The 14420-nt window shown below is 73.5% G+C and carries 14 protein-coding genes; 10 read left to right on the plus strand and 4 right to left on the minus strand.

Translation table 11 applies throughout. The features are described 5' to 3' along the window. Positions 1-66 precede the first annotated feature (66 nt). Both GA0070215_RS22545 and GA0070215_RS22550 read left to right on the plus strand, forming a co-directional pair. On the plus strand, positions 67-1311 hold the full coding sequence (locus GA0070215_RS22545) for a hypothetical protein (protein WP_018786030.1): 1245 nt from the start codon (positions 67-69) through the stop codon (positions 1309-1311). A gap of 61 nt (positions 1312-1372) precedes the next feature. Then, a complete protein-coding gene (locus GA0070215_RS22550; protein ID WP_091049488.1) occupies positions 1373-2224 on the plus strand; it encodes an alpha/beta fold hydrolase in 852 nt (283 codons plus the stop codon). 55 nt (positions 2225-2279) lie between these two features. Here GA0070215_RS22550 and metG read toward each other — a convergent pair whose 3' ends face one another. After that, a complete protein-coding gene (gene metG / locus GA0070215_RS22555; protein WP_026268048.1) occupies positions 2280-4082 on the minus strand; it encodes a methionine--tRNA ligase in 1803 nt (600 codons plus the stop codon). 128 nt (positions 4083-4210) lie between these two features. Between metG and GA0070215_RS22560 the strand changes: the two genes are divergently transcribed. Then, positions 4211-5041: a hypothetical protein gene (locus GA0070215_RS22560; RefSeq protein WP_018786027.1), complete on the plus strand. Its 831-nt coding sequence runs from the start codon at positions 4211-4213 to the stop codon at positions 5039-5041. Between the two features lie 59 nt (positions 5042-5100). Here GA0070215_RS22560 and rsmI read toward each other — a convergent pair whose 3' ends face one another. Next, positions 5101-5940 (minus strand): 16S rRNA (cytidine(1402)-2'-O)-methyltransferase, encoded by an 840-nt coding sequence (gene rsmI, locus GA0070215_RS22565; protein WP_377468728.1) that lies wholly within the window; start codon positions 5938-5940, stop codon positions 5101-5103. A 92-nt stretch (positions 5941-6032) separates the two neighbouring features. Between rsmI and GA0070215_RS22570 the strand changes: the two genes are divergently transcribed. The 3 genes from GA0070215_RS22570 (at position 6033) to GA0070215_RS22580 (ending at position 10061) form a co-directional block, all read left to right on the plus strand. After that, complete coding sequence (locus tag GA0070215_RS22570) at positions 6033-7703, plus strand: dolichyl-phosphate-mannose--protein mannosyltransferase (protein ID WP_018789179.1); 1671 nt, start codon at positions 6033-6035, stop codon at positions 7701-7703. A 286-nt stretch (positions 7704-7989) separates the two neighbouring features. After that, positions 7990-9285: a VWA domain-containing protein gene (locus GA0070215_RS22575; protein WP_091049495.1), complete on the plus strand. Its 1296-nt coding sequence runs from the start codon at positions 7990-7992 to the stop codon at positions 9283-9285. 2 nt (positions 9286-9287) lie between these two features. Continuing rightward, positions 9288-10061: a peptidase gene (locus tag GA0070215_RS22580; protein ID WP_091049499.1), complete on the plus strand. Its 774-nt coding sequence runs from the start codon at positions 9288-9290 to the stop codon at positions 10059-10061. A 68-nt stretch (positions 10062-10129) separates the two neighbouring features. Here the strand turns inward: GA0070215_RS22580 and GA0070215_RS22585 are convergent, their stop codons facing one another. Next, positions 10130-10402 (minus strand): hypothetical protein, encoded by a 273-nt coding sequence (locus tag GA0070215_RS22585; protein WP_026268781.1) that lies wholly within the window; start codon positions 10400-10402, stop codon positions 10130-10132. 128 nt (positions 10403-10530) lie between these two features. Between GA0070215_RS22585 and GA0070215_RS22590 the strand changes: the two genes are divergently transcribed. The 4 genes from GA0070215_RS22590 (at position 10531) to GA0070215_RS22605 (ending at position 13408) form a co-directional block, all read left to right on the plus strand. Further along, positions 10531-11187 (plus strand): 4'-phosphopantetheinyl transferase family protein, encoded by a 657-nt coding sequence (locus GA0070215_RS22590; RefSeq protein ID WP_167361549.1) that lies wholly within the window; start codon positions 10531-10533, stop codon positions 11185-11187. Positions 11188-11262: 75 nt separating this feature from the next. Then, a complete protein-coding gene (locus GA0070215_RS22595) occupies positions 11263-12186 on the plus strand; it encodes a hypothetical protein (RefSeq protein WP_091049503.1) in 924 nt (307 codons plus the stop codon). A gap of 322 nt (positions 12187-12508) precedes the next feature. After that, complete coding sequence (locus GA0070215_RS29265) at positions 12509-12781, plus strand: hypothetical protein (RefSeq protein ID WP_244167098.1); 273 nt, start codon at positions 12509-12511, stop codon at positions 12779-12781. 165 nt (positions 12782-12946) lie between these two features. Continuing rightward, positions 12947-13408 (plus strand): hypothetical protein, encoded by a 462-nt coding sequence (locus tag GA0070215_RS22605; RefSeq protein WP_091049506.1) that lies wholly within the window; start codon positions 12947-12949, stop codon positions 13406-13408. 6 nt (positions 13409-13414) lie between these two features. On the opposite strand, the gene GA0070215_RS22610 is transcribed toward GA0070215_RS22605, so the two are convergent. Then, positions 13415-14278 carry an alpha/beta fold hydrolase gene (locus GA0070215_RS22610; RefSeq protein ID WP_091049508.1) on the minus strand — a complete coding sequence of 288 codons (864 nt, stop codon included), beginning with the start codon at positions 14276-14278 and terminating at the stop codon, positions 13415-13417. Positions 14279-14420 lie beyond the last annotated feature (142 nt).

The following is a 14420-nucleotide window of genomic DNA, read 5'->3' on the forward strand; positions in this document are numbered from 1 at the left end:
TGCGGCGTTCCCGGACCGCCACCGCCTGTTCACATGGCTCACATCTGGCGGGCTTAGCGTCCTGGAGTGACCGTCACGGACCACGCCGGCGGGCCCGCCTCCGACCGGGCCGGGTTGCGCGTGACGTACGGCGGCCGGGTGCATCCGGCGGAGGAGATCGCCCGGGGCGCGGCGTACGAGTTGTTCAGCGCCGACGAGGCGCCCGGGTTCGAGTGGTGTCCCCGGCCCGGCAACGGCTATCCGTGGCGCCGGTTCGTGCACGCGACCGAGGTGGACGCGGTGCACGGGGGCGCCGAGCCGGCGGACGACACGGACGCGCCGCTGCTGATGCCGGTGCACCGGGACCGGGGCTGGGCGTACCTGCACCAGCTCAGCCAGCAGCCGGGCGCGGCGGCCGATCCGACGCTCGCCGCGGTGCGGGCGTCGGCGGTGGTCCGGCCCGGTACCCGGATGGTGAAGGTGCTCTCCGCCCGGCAGCTCGCCGGGTACGTGCGCGGCTGGCTGCCGCACGGCTTCTGTTACCGGGAGCACGACGTGGCGCACCTGCGGACACCGGCCGGGATGGCGGTGCTGCGGGGCGACTCCGAGGGCGGCGACGTGGCGTACGCGCTGCGCTGGCGGGCCGCCGACCCGGCCGACTACGACGTGCCGGTGGGCCCGGCGCACCGGGGGCTCATGGCGTTGCCGCCCCGGGACCGGCTCGGGCCGCCGGTTCTGGGCACCGGGTTCGTGCCGAGCAGCGCGCAGCTCGTACCGGAGTTCGTCACCCGGGAGTTCGCCGACCTGCCGATGCCGGCGAACGCCACGCTGCTCGCCTACCCGGCGGAGGGGGTGGAGGTGGTGCTCTACACCTACCAGGCGGAGCAGCGGGGCTGGCTGCGCCTGGCCGGGCCGCAGTGGCGGCACCTGCTCGCCGCGGTGCCCGGTCTGGCCGCCGACCAGGAGTACGTGCCGACCGGCGAGGCTCCGCGCTCGACCCGGCTCGTCGGCACGTACGCCGGTTCGGAGTACGAGGCGGTGGCCGACCAGCCGGGCGGGTTCCGGGTGCTGGCGATGACCCGGGCGGCCCGGTACCCGGTGGAGGCGGCGGCCCGCCGGGTGCGTACGGCGGTCTGGCGCGGGGTGCCGTGCCTGGTGCTGCGGGAGGAGGGCGGCTGGCTGCGGTTGCGGCTGCGCCGCCCGGATCCGGACGGGGTGGCCGCGACCGGCGCGCAGTGCCTGGAACGCGGCGTGTACGAGGTCTGGGCGCCCGGCGGCGAGCTGACCGACGACCGGGTGGCGGACGTGCCCTATCCGGCCCGCCACGAATAGACGAGGGCAGGTCGGGAAGGCGTGGGGGGTCCGAGAAGCCCGCGCGAGGGGGAATCCCGACATGCCTTTCGTCACTGTCGGTACGGAGAACTCCGCACCCATCGACCTGTACTACGAGGATCACGGTTCCGGTCAGCCGATCGTGCTGATCCACGGTTTTCCGTTCAACGGGGCGACCTGGGAGAAGATGAGCGGTCCGCTGCTGGACGCCGGGTACCGGGTGATCACGTACGACCGGCGAGGGTTCGGCAGTTCCGCGCAGCCGGCCATGGGCTATGACTACGACACGTTCGCGGCCGACCTGGACGTGCTGATGACCGAGCTGGACCTGCGGGACGCGATCCTGGTCGGGCACTCCATGGGCACCGGTGAGGTGACCCGCTACCTGGGTGCGTACGGGTCGGACCGGGTGGACCGGGCGGTGCTGATGGCCCCGTTGGCGCCGTACCTGCTGAAGACGCCCGACGATCCGGAGGGCGTCGACAAGAGCATGTTCGACGGGTTCCAGAAGGCGATCATCCAGGACCGGTTCGCCTACCTGACCCAGTTCTGCGACGCGTTCTTCAACGCCAGCGAGAACCGGGGGAAGCTGGTCAGCGACGAGGCGTACCGCGCGCACTGGCAGATCGGCGCGCAGGCGTCGGCCAAGGGCACCCACGACTCGGTGGACGCCTGGCAGACCGACTTCCGCGGTGACCTGCCGAACATCGACGTGCCGGTGCTGATCATCCAGGGTGACAAGGACAACGTGCTGCCGTTCCCGGTGACGGGTCAGCGGCTGGTGAACATGCTGTCCGACGCCGAGCTGGTCACGCTGAGGGGTGCGCCGCACGGCACGCCGTGGACCCATCCCACCGAGGTCAACACGGCCATCATGGAGTTCATCGGCGAGCCGAGCATGGCGACCGCCTGACGGGAGAGACGACCGTGGCCCGGGGAGATCCCCGGGCCGCGGTCCGCGCGTGTGCTCAGCCGGCCAGGCGGGCCAGTTCCTCCTCGACGATGGACGGGTCGAGCTTGCGGAACACCGGCTTCGGCGCCGCGAGCGGCCGGCCCGCTTCCAGGGGTACGGACTCCCAGCGCGCTCCGACCGTGTAGTCGCCGGTCAGCACCGGGTACGACGGTCCGCCGTCGAGGTCGTCGACCTCCTCGACGACCGGCATCGGCGCGTGCACGCCGGTGCCGCCGAGCAACTCGTGGATCTTCTGGGCGGAGTGCGGCAGGAACGGGGTGAGCAGCGTGTTGGCGTCGCTGACCACCTGGAGCGCGACGTGCAGGACGGTGCCCATGCGGGGCTTGTCGTCAGCGCCCTTGAGCTTCCAGGGCGCCTGCTCGGAGAGGTACTTGTTGGCCTCGGCGACGACCTTCATGGCCTCGCCGATGGCCTGCTTCTGCCGGTGCCGGGCGATCAGGTCGCCGACGACGGCGAAGCCGGCCTTCGCGGTGTCCAGCAGTGCCTGGTCGGCCTCGGTGAGCCCGGCCGGGTCGACCGGCGGGATCGCGCCGAAGTTCTTCGCCGCCAGGGACACCGACCGGTTGACCAGGTTGCCCCAGCCGGCGACCAGTTCGTCGTTGTTGCGGCGCAGGAACTCGGCCCAGGTGAAGTCGGTGTCGTTGCTCTCCGGGCCGGCCACCGCGATGAAGTAGCGCAGCGCGTCGGCGTCGTAGCGCTCCAGGAAGTCCCGGACGTAGATGACCACTTTGCGGGAGGAGGAGAACTTGCGCCCTTCCATGGTCAGGTACTCGCTGGAGACGACCTCGGTGGGCAGGTTGAGCCGGCCCAGTTCGCCCGGCTCGCCGTCGCGGGCGCCCTCACCGGAGTAGCCGCCGAGCAGCGCCGGCCAGATCACCGAGTGGAAGACGATGTTGTCCTTGCCCATGAAGTAGTAGGAGCGGGCGTCCTTCCCCTGGCCGTCCGCCGACCACCACTTGCGCCACGCCTCCGGGTCACCGGTGCGTCGGGCCCATTCGATGGACGCGGACAGGTAGCCGATGACCGCGTCGAACCACACGTAGATCCGCTTGTCCGGGCGGTCGCGCCAGTCGTCGAGCGGGATCGGCACGCCCCACTCCAGATCCCGGGTGATGGCCCGGGGCTGGAGGTCGTCGAGCAGGTTGCGGGAGAAGCGCAGCACGTTCGGGCGCCAGCCCTCGCGGGTGTCCAGCCACTGCCGCAGCGAGTCGGCCAGGGCGGGGAGGTCGAGGAAGAAGTGCTCGGTCTCGACGAACTCCGGCGTCTCCCCGTTGATTTTCGACTTGGGGTCGATCAGGTCGATCGGGTCGAGCTGGTTGCCGCAGTTGTCGCACTGGTCGCCGCGCGCGCTGTCGTAGCCGCAGATCGGGCAGGTGCCCTCGATGTAGCGGTCGGGCAGCGTCCGGCCGGTGGACGGGGAGATCGCCCCGGTGGTGACCTTCGGGACGATGTAGCCGTTGCGGTGCAGGCCACTGAACAGCTCCTGCACCACCGCGTAGTGGTTGCGCGTGGTGGTGCGGGTGAACAGGTCGTACGACAGGCCCAGCGCCCGCAGGTCCTCGGCGATCACCCGGTTGTAGCGGTCGGCCAGCTCGCGGGGGGTGACCCCCTCGGCGTCGGCCTGCACCTGGATCGGGGTGCCGTGCTCGTCGGTGCCGGAGACCATGAGCACGTCGTGACCGGCCATCCGCATGTACCGGGAGAAGACGTCGGAGGGAACGCCGAATCCGGATACGTGGCCGATGTGGCGCGGGCCGTTGGCGTAGGGCCAGGCGACCGCGGCGAGAACGTGACTCATGAGCAGCAAGCCTAGTGATTGCCGCGGGTGTGCCGCGAACCAATGGGGTGTGCGCTCGGACCGTACGTCCGATTTGTTCGCCGACACGCGGCCTCGGCTAACCGACAATACCGACGTACCGGTGTGAAATGAACATCGTGACCAGCAGACCACCGGCGCCCGAGCCGTCGGCCGCCGCCACGCGGCGGGCGGCGCGGCCCGTGCCGCCCGGCGGGCCCTTCGCCCCGCAGCCACGGCTCGACCCGGCGGACCCGCCGGTGGAGGTGGAGCCGACCACCGGAGCGCCGGTGGACGCCGTGCCGAACCGGGTGCCGGTGCGCCAGCCGCGCTGGCAGCGCGAGGCCGCCCCGGCCGGCGGCTGGGCACCGATCGAGGAGGTGCACTGGGACGGCACGCCGCTGCGGGACGAGCCGCGCCCGCCTCCCGGCCGGCCGCCCGCGCGGCGGGAACGCGTCCGCCCGCCCGCGCCGCCGAGCCCGCCCGCCGGGCTGGCCGTGCTGGTGACGCTGAGCCTGCTCGCCGCGTTCTTCGCCTGGGTGAGCGCCGGGCCGTTCTGGCTGGCGGTCGGGCACTCGACCGGCGGCACCGTGATGATCACCGAGTGCGCGGGCGGCGGATTCACCCAGCGCTGCCGGGGCATCTTCTCCGCCGACGGCGACCGGTTCCAGGCCCACGGGGTACGCGTCAGCGGCGTACCGGCCGGGCGCACCGACACCGGCAGCTCGCTGCGCGCGCGGATGACCGGGCCGGACGGGTCCACCGCCTACGCGGACACCGGCGCCGGACGGCACCTGCACTGGCTGCTGGGGCTGGCCCTGGTTGCCGGCTGCGCCGCCGGGATCGCCAGGTGGACCGGGGCCACCCGGCTCACCGACGAGCGGCAGCGGCGCCGGGCGGTCGGCCTGGCACTGGCCGGGCCGCTGCTGATCACCGTCGGCTTCCTGGCCGCCGCCTGGTGAGGTGAGGCGTTAAAAGGGGGCCCTTCCTCTACCGGAGGCGTTAAGAGGGGGCCCTTCCTTCAGCTGTGCACGACGGCGTACACCTCGCGCCGCCGCAGCCCGTACGCGGTGGCGACCTCGGTGATCGCGTCCCGGCGGGACAGCCCGGCCGCCTCGCGCTCGGCCACCGCGGCGCGCAGCGTCTCGTCGTCCGGCCGGACCGCGGGCGTGGCCGGCGCACCCGCCACGACGAGCGTGATCTCGCCCCGGGGGTCACCCTCGGCGGCCCACTCGGCCAGGTCGCCGAGCGGCCGGCGGACGACCTCCTCGTAGGTCTTGGTCAGTTCGCGGCAGAGCGCGGCGGGCCGGTCCGCGCCGAACGCCTCGGCCAGGTCGGCGAGCGCACCGGCGATGCGGTGCGGCGCCTCGAAGAACACAAGCGTGCGCTCCTCGGCGGCGAGCGCGCGCAGCCGGGAGCGGCGGGCACCGGGGGTACGCGGCAGGAAGCCCTCGAAGCAGAACCGGTCGCAGGGCAGCCCGGACAGCGCCAGCGCGGTGGTGACAGCGCTCGGCCCGGGCGCCGCGGTGACCGGCACACCGGCGTCCAGCGCGGCCCGGACCAGCCGGTATCCGGGGTCGGAGACGCTCGGCATGCCGCCGTCGGTGACCAGCGCGACCGTGTATCCGGCGGCGAGCACCTCGGCCAGTTCGGGGGTCCGCCGCTCCTCGTTGCCCTCGAAGTACGAGACGATCCGGCCCGGGACCGTCACGTCCAGGTCGCGGGCCAGGCGGGTGAGCCGCCGGGTGTCCTCGGCGGCGACCACGTCGGCGGCGGCCAGCACCTCGCGGAACCGGGCGGACGCGTCGGCCGGGTTGCCGAGCGGCGCGCCGAGCAACACGAGCCGCCCCAGCTCGGACATTTCCCCCACGGCGTGCGCTCCCTCATCGACGGTCGTGCCAATTTCGGAGACGACAGACGCCACCGGGCACCCTCGCAGCCTACGATCGCCGGGTGACGAGTGCGTCGACAGCACAGAGCGCGAACCCGGACCCTTCCACCACCGACCGGGGCGACGGCGCCGGGCGCGGGCTCCCCGCCGCCGTGCGGCGCCGGCTCGCCACCGTCGACGACCGCATCGGCCGAGGCCAGGCGTGGCTGGCGACAGCGGTGGTGGTGGCCGTCGCGGCGATCCTGCGTTTCGTGGGGCTCGGTTTCCCGCCCGGGAAGATCTTCGACGAGACCTACTACGCCAAGGACGCGTACGGGCTGATCGACCGCGGCTTCGAGTGGAACTACAAGGACAACGGCCCCTCGTACGTGGTCCATCCACCGCTGGGCAAGTGGATGATCGGCATCGGCGAGTGGGCCTTCGGCTACCAGGACGCGGACAGCGGCGTCTCGGTGCCGGGCCACCTGATCACCACCGCGCCGGAGTTCGGCTGGCGGTTCGGCGCGGCGGTGGCCGGCACGCTGTCGGTGCTGCTGCTGGTCCGCATCGGGCGGCGGATGTTCCGCTCCACGGTGCTCGGCTGCGCGGCCGGTCTGCTGCTCGCGCTCGACGGCTTCCACCTGGTGCTGTCCCGCACGGCCATCCTCGACATCTTCCTGCTGCTGTTCGTGCTCGCCGCGTTCGGCGCGCTGGTGCTCGACCGGGACGCCCGGCGGCGGCGCTGGGCCCGGGCGCTGGAGGGCGGGCTCGATCCGGCCCAGCCGGGCAGGGCGGGGCGGCCGTCGTCGGGCTGGCGGGACTGGCCGTGGTGGCGGCTGGCGGCCGGCGTGCTGCTCGGCTGCGCCTGCTCGGTGAAGTGGAGTGCCCTCTATTTCGTGCCGGCGTTCGCGTTGCTGGTGCTGCTCTGGGAGGTGGGTGTCCGCCGCTCGTCCGGGGTACGCCGGCCGTGGCGTGACGCGGTGCTCGACGAGCTGCCGTGGCTGCTCGCCGCGGGTGTGCTGATTCTCGTGACCTACGTGGCGACCTGGTCGGGCTGGCTGCTCGGACAGGACGGCTACTACCGTTTGGCGGAGCGCTACCCGAACAATCCGGAGCTGAGCGACACCCCGGTCGTCGGCGCGCTGATCAACCTGTGGGAGTACCACAAGGCCTCGTTCGGCTTCCACACCCAGCTCGACGACCCGCACAAGTACCAGTCCTGGCCCTGGCAGTGGCTGCTGCTCGGCCGCCCGGTGGCGTTCCACTGGTCCGGGGACGGCGCTTGCGGCGCGCCGAGCTGCGCCTCGGAGGTGCTGCTGCTGGGCACGCCGCTGCTGTGGTGGTCGTTCCTGCCGGCGCTGGCCGCGACCGCGTGGCTCGGCCTGGCCCGGCGTGATTGGCGGGCGGGCGCGATCCTGCTCAGCGTCGCCGCCGGTCTGCTGCCGTGGTTCTGGTTCGCCCTCGACGGCCGGACGATGTTCTCCTTCTACGCCGCGCCGGCGGTGCCGTTCCTGGTGCTCGCGGTGGTCTACGTGCTCGGCGCGATCGCCACCCCGGCGCCGGTGACCGGCACGGCCACGCCACCGGACCCGCAACAGGTCCACGACCGCCGCCTGGTGGGCGGGATCATCGCGGGCGCGTACGTGTTGCTCGTGGCGCTCTGTTTCGCCTACTTCTACCCGATCTTCGTGGGCCGGGTGCTGCCGTACGCGGACTGGTCGGCGCGGATGTGGCTGGACGGCCGCTGGATCTGACGCGCGGTGCCGGGCACAGAGAAGCGCGCCCCGATCGCCTGCCACGGGGGAAGCGGGCGATTGGGGCGCGCAAGAAGAGCTTAACCACGTTCCGGCAACGGCACAACGGGTGCGGGTCGGTCAGATTTCCGACGAGTGCATCACCGGCTGAAAGGTTTACCTGGTGCAGCTGACGGCGGGTGGCCGTGCGCGACCATGACGGCCCGGCCGGGCACCCGGACCCGGACCCCGGGGGCGACTCCGACCCGGATGATCTTCCAATGTGGATCCCGCTACACTCCGCCCGGTGATCAACAAGAGACGATCGACGGCCGTCCTCATCGGACTGCTGGCGGCGGCCGCGCTGATCGGGCCGAGCCCCGCCAGGGCCGACGACGAGACCACCGAGCCCGTCGCCGAACCACCCAAGGTCGAGCTGGTCCTCGATGTCAGCGGGTCGATGCGGGCCAAAGACATCGACGGCCGCAGCCGGATCTCCGTCGCCCAGCAGGCGTTCAACGAGGTGGTCGACGCCCTGCCGGACGAGACACAGCTCGGCATCCGGGTGCTCGGCGCCACCTACCGGGGCAAGGACAAGAAGCAGGGCTGCCTGGACACCCAGCAGATCGTGCCGGTCGGGCCGGTGGACCGCACCCAGGCCAAGGCCGCCGTCGCCGGGCTGCGCCCGACCGGCTTCACCCCGGTCGGGCTGGCGCTGCGCTCCGCCGCGCAGGACCTGGGCACCGGCAGCACCGCCCGCCGGATCGTGCTGATCACCGACGGTGAGGACACCTGCGCGCCGCCCGACCCGTGCGACGTGGCCCGCGAGTTGGCCGCCCAGGGCACCCGGCTGGTGGTCGACACGCTCGGCCTGGCGCCGGACGAGAAGGTCCGCCGGCAGCTGCTCTGCATCGCCGGCGCGACCGGGGGCACGTACACCGCAGCGCAGAGCGCCGACGAGCTGACCGGCCGGATCAAGCAGCTCGTCGACCGCGCTCGGGACACGTACACGGCCGCCCCGGCGGTGGTCGGCGGCGGCACGGCGTGCGAGGGTGCGCCGCTGCTCGCCCCCGGCGTCTACAGCGACCGGGAGGCGTTCTCCGAGCACCGCTGGTACCGGGTGCCGGTGCGCCCCGGGCAGGAACTGCGCGCCTCCGTGAGCGTCGCGCTGGACCGCCCGGTCAACCCGGACTACGGAGTGCTGCTGCGCGCCACCGCGCCGGACGGCCGCGAACTGGTCCGGGGCGTCGACGCCGGCAGCGGTCGTACCGACGTGGTCTCCGCCGGGCTGCGCTGGTCGGCCGCCGAAGAGGAGGACGAGGACGGCCCGAGCGCCGAGCCCACGCCCGGCGCCGAGCAGGCCGTACGGACCGTCTGCCTGGTGGTCAGCAACTCGTTCGCGGCCAGGCCCGGCACCCGGGCCCAGCCCGGTATGCCGGTGGAGCTGACCGTCGACGTGGTGGCCGCCTCCCCCGCGCCGGACGGGCCGGATCTGGGTCGCGGCTGGGTGCTGCTGCTCCTGCTCACGCTCGCCGGACTGCTCACCGGGCTGGTCGCCGGACTGCTCACCCGCTGGTGGGTGCACACGTGGAGGACGAACTGAGCATGCGTACGCTGATCCGCGCCGCGGCGGCGACCACCGCCGCCGGCCTCGCCCTCACCCCGGCGGCGGCCCTGGCCGCGCCCAGCCCGTCACCGGGCGCGACCACCGTCACCAAGGCCGGCACCTCGTTCCTCACCGCCGCCACCGTCACCGCCGGCCAGCCGGTGCAGGTCGGCGCGTCGACCGGCGACCACCTGTACTGGTCGTTCCGGGCCGACGCCGGGCAGGTGCACAAGATCGCCGCCACCGTCACGTTCCCGAAGCCACGCAGCGGCGCGTCCACCTGGACCGTCGACGTCTTCGACGGGCTGCGCCGCCGGCAGGCGTGCACCGCGGGCGCGCAGACCCCCACCGCCGACGCGTCGGCGACGAGCGTCGCGTTGGGCTGCACGCTGCGCCGGGTACGGCCGTGGGCCGAGCCCTGGTCGGGCGACCCGCTGCCCGGCACCTACTACATCCGGCTCTCCGTGACCGACCTGCCCGAACCCGACCTCGGGCTGCCGATCGACGTGGAGATGCTCGTCGGCGCGACCGACTCCGGCGGCGCGTCCGGCGACGACGGCGAACTGGCCGCGCCGCTGGTGCCGAACACCAGGGCCGGCACCGTGCTCGGCGCCGAGCCGACGCCCGCGCCGGTGGCCGACGAGGAGACCGACCTGACCGGCTGGCTTCCCGAGGCCGGTTCGCGCTGGGTGTGGACCACTGTGGGCGGCGTGCTCGCCGCCGTGGCCGGCGTGGTCGGCTTCGGGCTCACCCGGCGACCGCGCCGCCCCTGAGGACCGCCGCCCGCCGAGACCGCGTCCGGTGGCCGCCGCGAACCCGACGCGGCGGCCACCGGACGCGCTCACGCCTGCGCGGTACGCGGACCGCGCGGCACCCAGCCGATGAACCGGTCCTGGAGCGCGGTGACCGGCACGGAGCGCAGATCCTGCGTCGCCGCGGCGAGGCAGGAGCCGAGATAGACGCTCAACGACGCCCGGTCCACCTGGTACTCGCGCAGCAGGTGATGACGTTTCGCGGCACAGGGCCAGTCGTCACCGCACGAGCCGCAGGTCCAGTCGGGGATCACCGGCACGTGCTCGCCGGTACTCCCGGAAAACTCCGCACCAGGCGTCATCGGCCGCTCCTTCCGGGGTCGGGTATGGGTGGTGATGCACCGGTTGCCTCCCCGCAAGACTCCTTCAGCGCGGCGGCACGCCCAAGCGTTACGGTACGTTCACCGCGTGTCCCAGTCATCCACCTGTCGTGCGTGATCTGCTTCCGGCCGCGGTCGCCGTGGCGGTGGCCGGCCCGGCCGACTGGGCCGGCGAGCTGCTCCCGGCCGAGCTGGCGGGCCTGAGTGAGCGCGCGGTGCCCGGCCGTCGCCGCGACTTCACCGCCGGGCGGGTCTGCGCCCGCCGGGCGCTCGGCGCGCTCGGCCTGCCCGCCACGCCGGTACCGGCCGGCGCCGACCGGGCCCCGATCTGGCCCGCCGGCGTGGTCGGCGCCATCACCCACACCCGCGACTACTGCGCCGCGGCAGCCGCCCGCGGCACCGACGTGCGCGCCGTCGGCATCGACGCCGAACGGCACCGGCCGCTCTCCCCGGGGGTACGCCGGAAGGTGTGCCGCCCCGACGAGGAGGCGGACCTGGCCCGGCTGCCGTCCGGCACGCCCTGGCCGACCGTGTTGTTCAGCGCGAAGGAGACCGTCTACAAGGTCTGGCACCCGCTCGTCGGCACGTGGCTGGGCTTCGCCGACGCGCGCGTCGTCCTCGACCCGGAGGCGGGCACGTTCCGTGCCGAGATCGCCCCGGCCCGGCTCGCCGCCGCACCGGTGCCCGATCCCCCCTCGGCGGTGACCGGCCGGTTCGCCGTGGACGAGGACCTGGTCCGCACCGCGGCCGTCCTGCCCCGTCGCTGAGGCAGGACGGCCGGGTTGTGCCCGGCCGGTACCGTCGTTGCGACTGCAAGTCCCGAAGGCGCCCCAAGGAGTACGGTGAGCCACCCTCAGCCTCCGTCCGGGTCACCGGACCCGAACCAGCAGCCGCCGGAACCGCCGACGCAGGCGTTCCCCACCGCACCGATGCCGCCGGTGCCGGACAGCCCGTACGCGCCGCCGGCCGCTCCGACCTCGGGCACGCCCTACCCGCCGCCGCCCGTCTCGGGCACGCCCTACCCGCCGCCGCCCGTCTCGGGTGCGCCGTACCCCCCGCCGGGCAGCGAGTACCAGCCGCCGGGTGGCTACCCGCCGCCGGGTGGCGCGTACCCGCCGCCCGGAGCGCCGTTCGGGCCGCCGGCGAAGAAGTCGAACAAGAACGTCTGGATCACCGTCGGCGTCATCGCGGTGATCCTGCTGCTGCTGTGTTGCGGCGGCGGGATCTTCGCCATCTACAGCGGCGTGAAGACGACCCAGGAGGCGATCGACTCGCTGCCCACCCCGGGCGTCACCTACGGCCAGCCCACAGGTGACACACCGACGGGCGTTCCCACCGGCACACCACAGCCGGGCAACACCGACGACAAGACGTTCAACATGCCGGCCGGCGACAAGCTGGTCGTGAACGACGACCGCGGCACCATCGAGATCACCGTCGGCAACTTCCAGACCAGGAACGCCGCGTGCACCGAGGTCATGCCCGGCCCCAGAAACGGCATGTTCCTGATCGCCGACGTGACCGCCGAGATCACCAAGGGCACCGGCTCCATCAACCCGTTCTACTTCACCTGGGTGGCAGCGGACGGCACCGAGGAGAGCGGCATCGGCGGCGCCTTCTCCGGTTGCGGAAAGCTGATGACCTCGGGCACCAACCTGCCCGAGGGTTCCAAGCGCAGCGGCCAGCTCATCTTCGACGTGAAGGACCAGAACGGCGTCGTCGAGTACAAGCACCGCTTCCGTTCGGCCGGGTCCTGGAAGCCCTGACCCGAGCGAAACCCCGCACGGGGCCGGTCCACAGCGGACCGGTCCCGTATCCGTTCGGGTGACGACGGCAGCCCAACGGACATTTCCATGTGCGCATGACGGCTCACGGTGGCCAGGCTCGGGGCATGGCGAACGAGACGACGATCCCCCTTCTGCCGTGCCGCTCCCTGGACGACGTGGCGCCCTTCTACCAGGCCCTCGGCTTCGAGATCACGTACCGGCAGGAGCGCCCGAACCCGTACGTGGGATCCGGTTCGTCGGCCGGGCCGAGCCACCCCAGGCCGACGACCGGGGCGGCCTGGCCCGCACGCTGGGCAACGCGGTGGTGCAGGCCGACTCGCGCGGCAATCCCGCTCAGGCCGCGCGGATCCTCGACGGCGCGCTGACCCGCCCGGAGGCCGCCGACGACCCGGCGGTCCAGGTGGAGGCGCTGGTCTACCGGGCCGGGCTGGCGCTGCAACTCGACGAGCCGGACTCCGCTCGGGAACTGGTGCGGCAGGCCCGCTCGATCCCGCTGGACGACGGCTCGCGCGACGCGCTGGCGGACACGCTGCGGCACGCCGAGGACCTGATCGCCGCCCTGCCGCCCGCATAACCGCACGGCGGGCCGCGCCCGGCCGCAGGGAGCGGTTTGCCGGCCGGGCCAGCGGGGACGCGGCGCCGACGACGACTTCTCCGCCTGACGCGTCCCGCCACACATCCGAGGTCGGTCCCGGCCCGGCGGACGTCCACTGTCCGGGTTGGTCCCTATCCTGGGGCGATGATTCTCACCGACGCCACCGGGTCGTGGGCCGGCACCAGCGGCTTCCGGCTGATGCCCGCCGATCCGCTCGCCGAGTCGACGGCCGCGCTCACGGTCGCCACCGCGGCCGGCGGGCACCTGACCACCGTGTCGTACTCGTGGGAGCATCCCGACGACGGCCCGCAGGACGGGCTGCTGGTGATCGCCGCCGGCGAGCGGCAGGGCTCGCTCGTCGCCTGGTGGGGCGACTCGTGGCACCAGCAGCCGACCCCGATGACGCTCACCGGCGCGGCGGGCGGGGCAGCGGTCGAGCTGACCGCCGAGTACGGCGGCGGCTGGGGGTGGCGGATCGTCCTCGACGCCGCCGACCCGGCCGTCCTGCGGCTGCGGATGGACAACGTGGTCCCCGCGGACCAGGCCGGGCCCGGCACACCGGCCGGGCCCTACCCGGCGATGGTCACCGACGTGCGCCGGGCCTGAGCCCGGTCAGGCGTCGAGGATCTCCCGCAGCCGGCGTGCGAACGCCTCCGGCTGCCCGGCCTGGCCCATCTCCTCGCCGAGGAACCCGCCGTGGTGGCTCGGGAAGACCGCTGGCGGTCCGCCCAGCAGCTCCGCGGTGGCCACCGACGTCCGCGCGGTGAGCGTCTCGGCCGACTCCTCGCCCACCGCGATCACCACGCGGGTCGGCGCGGCACGTAGCGCGTCGGCGTCCGGCCGGAAGGCGGTGACCGCCGCGGACCGGTCGGACAGCAGCGGGTCGTCCCGGCTGCCGTCGTCCTCGGCCGGCATCCCGAACGCGGCGGGGTCCGGCGCGGGCTGGGCGAAGTAGTCGTCGGTGAACTCGCCCCGCCACGAGATCATGGCGATGAACGCCGCCATGCCGGCGCCCCAGCCGTTCTTCTGGTACGCCTCCTGGCAGGCGGCTGTCGCCCGGCGGGCCGCCTCGGCGTCGGGGAGCAACGCGACCAGCGGCGGCTCGTGCGCCACGAGCGTGGTCACCACGTCCGGGTATGCGGCCACCAGGGCCAGGGCCGTCACCGCGCCACCGCTGCTGGCGAACATGTCGACCGGGCCCAGGCCGAGAGCGTCGACGATGTCGCGTACGTCCCGGGCCTGCACCTCGGGCAGCGAGTCGGTCCGGCCGTCCTTGCGGACGCTGCGGCCGAGCCCGCGTGGGTCGTACGTGATGACTTTGCGGTCCGGGAAGTACGACGCGAGCGTGGTGAAGCCGTCGGCGCACATCGGCTGGCCGATCATGAACAAGGGGCGGTGCCCGGCCTCGGCCGCGGTGGGAGCGTGGACGTCGTAGACCAGGTCGACCTCGGGGGTCTGGAGCGTGAGCGTCTTCATGCCTCTGTCGACCGGCGCCGGCCGCGAGAATCATCGGTCCGGTGCGAACTCGTGCCGGGACTGCTGATCCGCCACGGCACACCCGCGAAGAAGCGGGCCGTCAGGGCGTTCACCCGTACGCGCGGGAGCCGACCACGGGCTG

Origin of the sequence: Micromonospora marina (assembly GCF_900091565.1) — a bacterium.
Taxonomy (GTDB): domain Bacteria; phylum Actinomycetota; class Actinomycetes; order Mycobacteriales; family Micromonosporaceae; genus Micromonospora; species Micromonospora marina.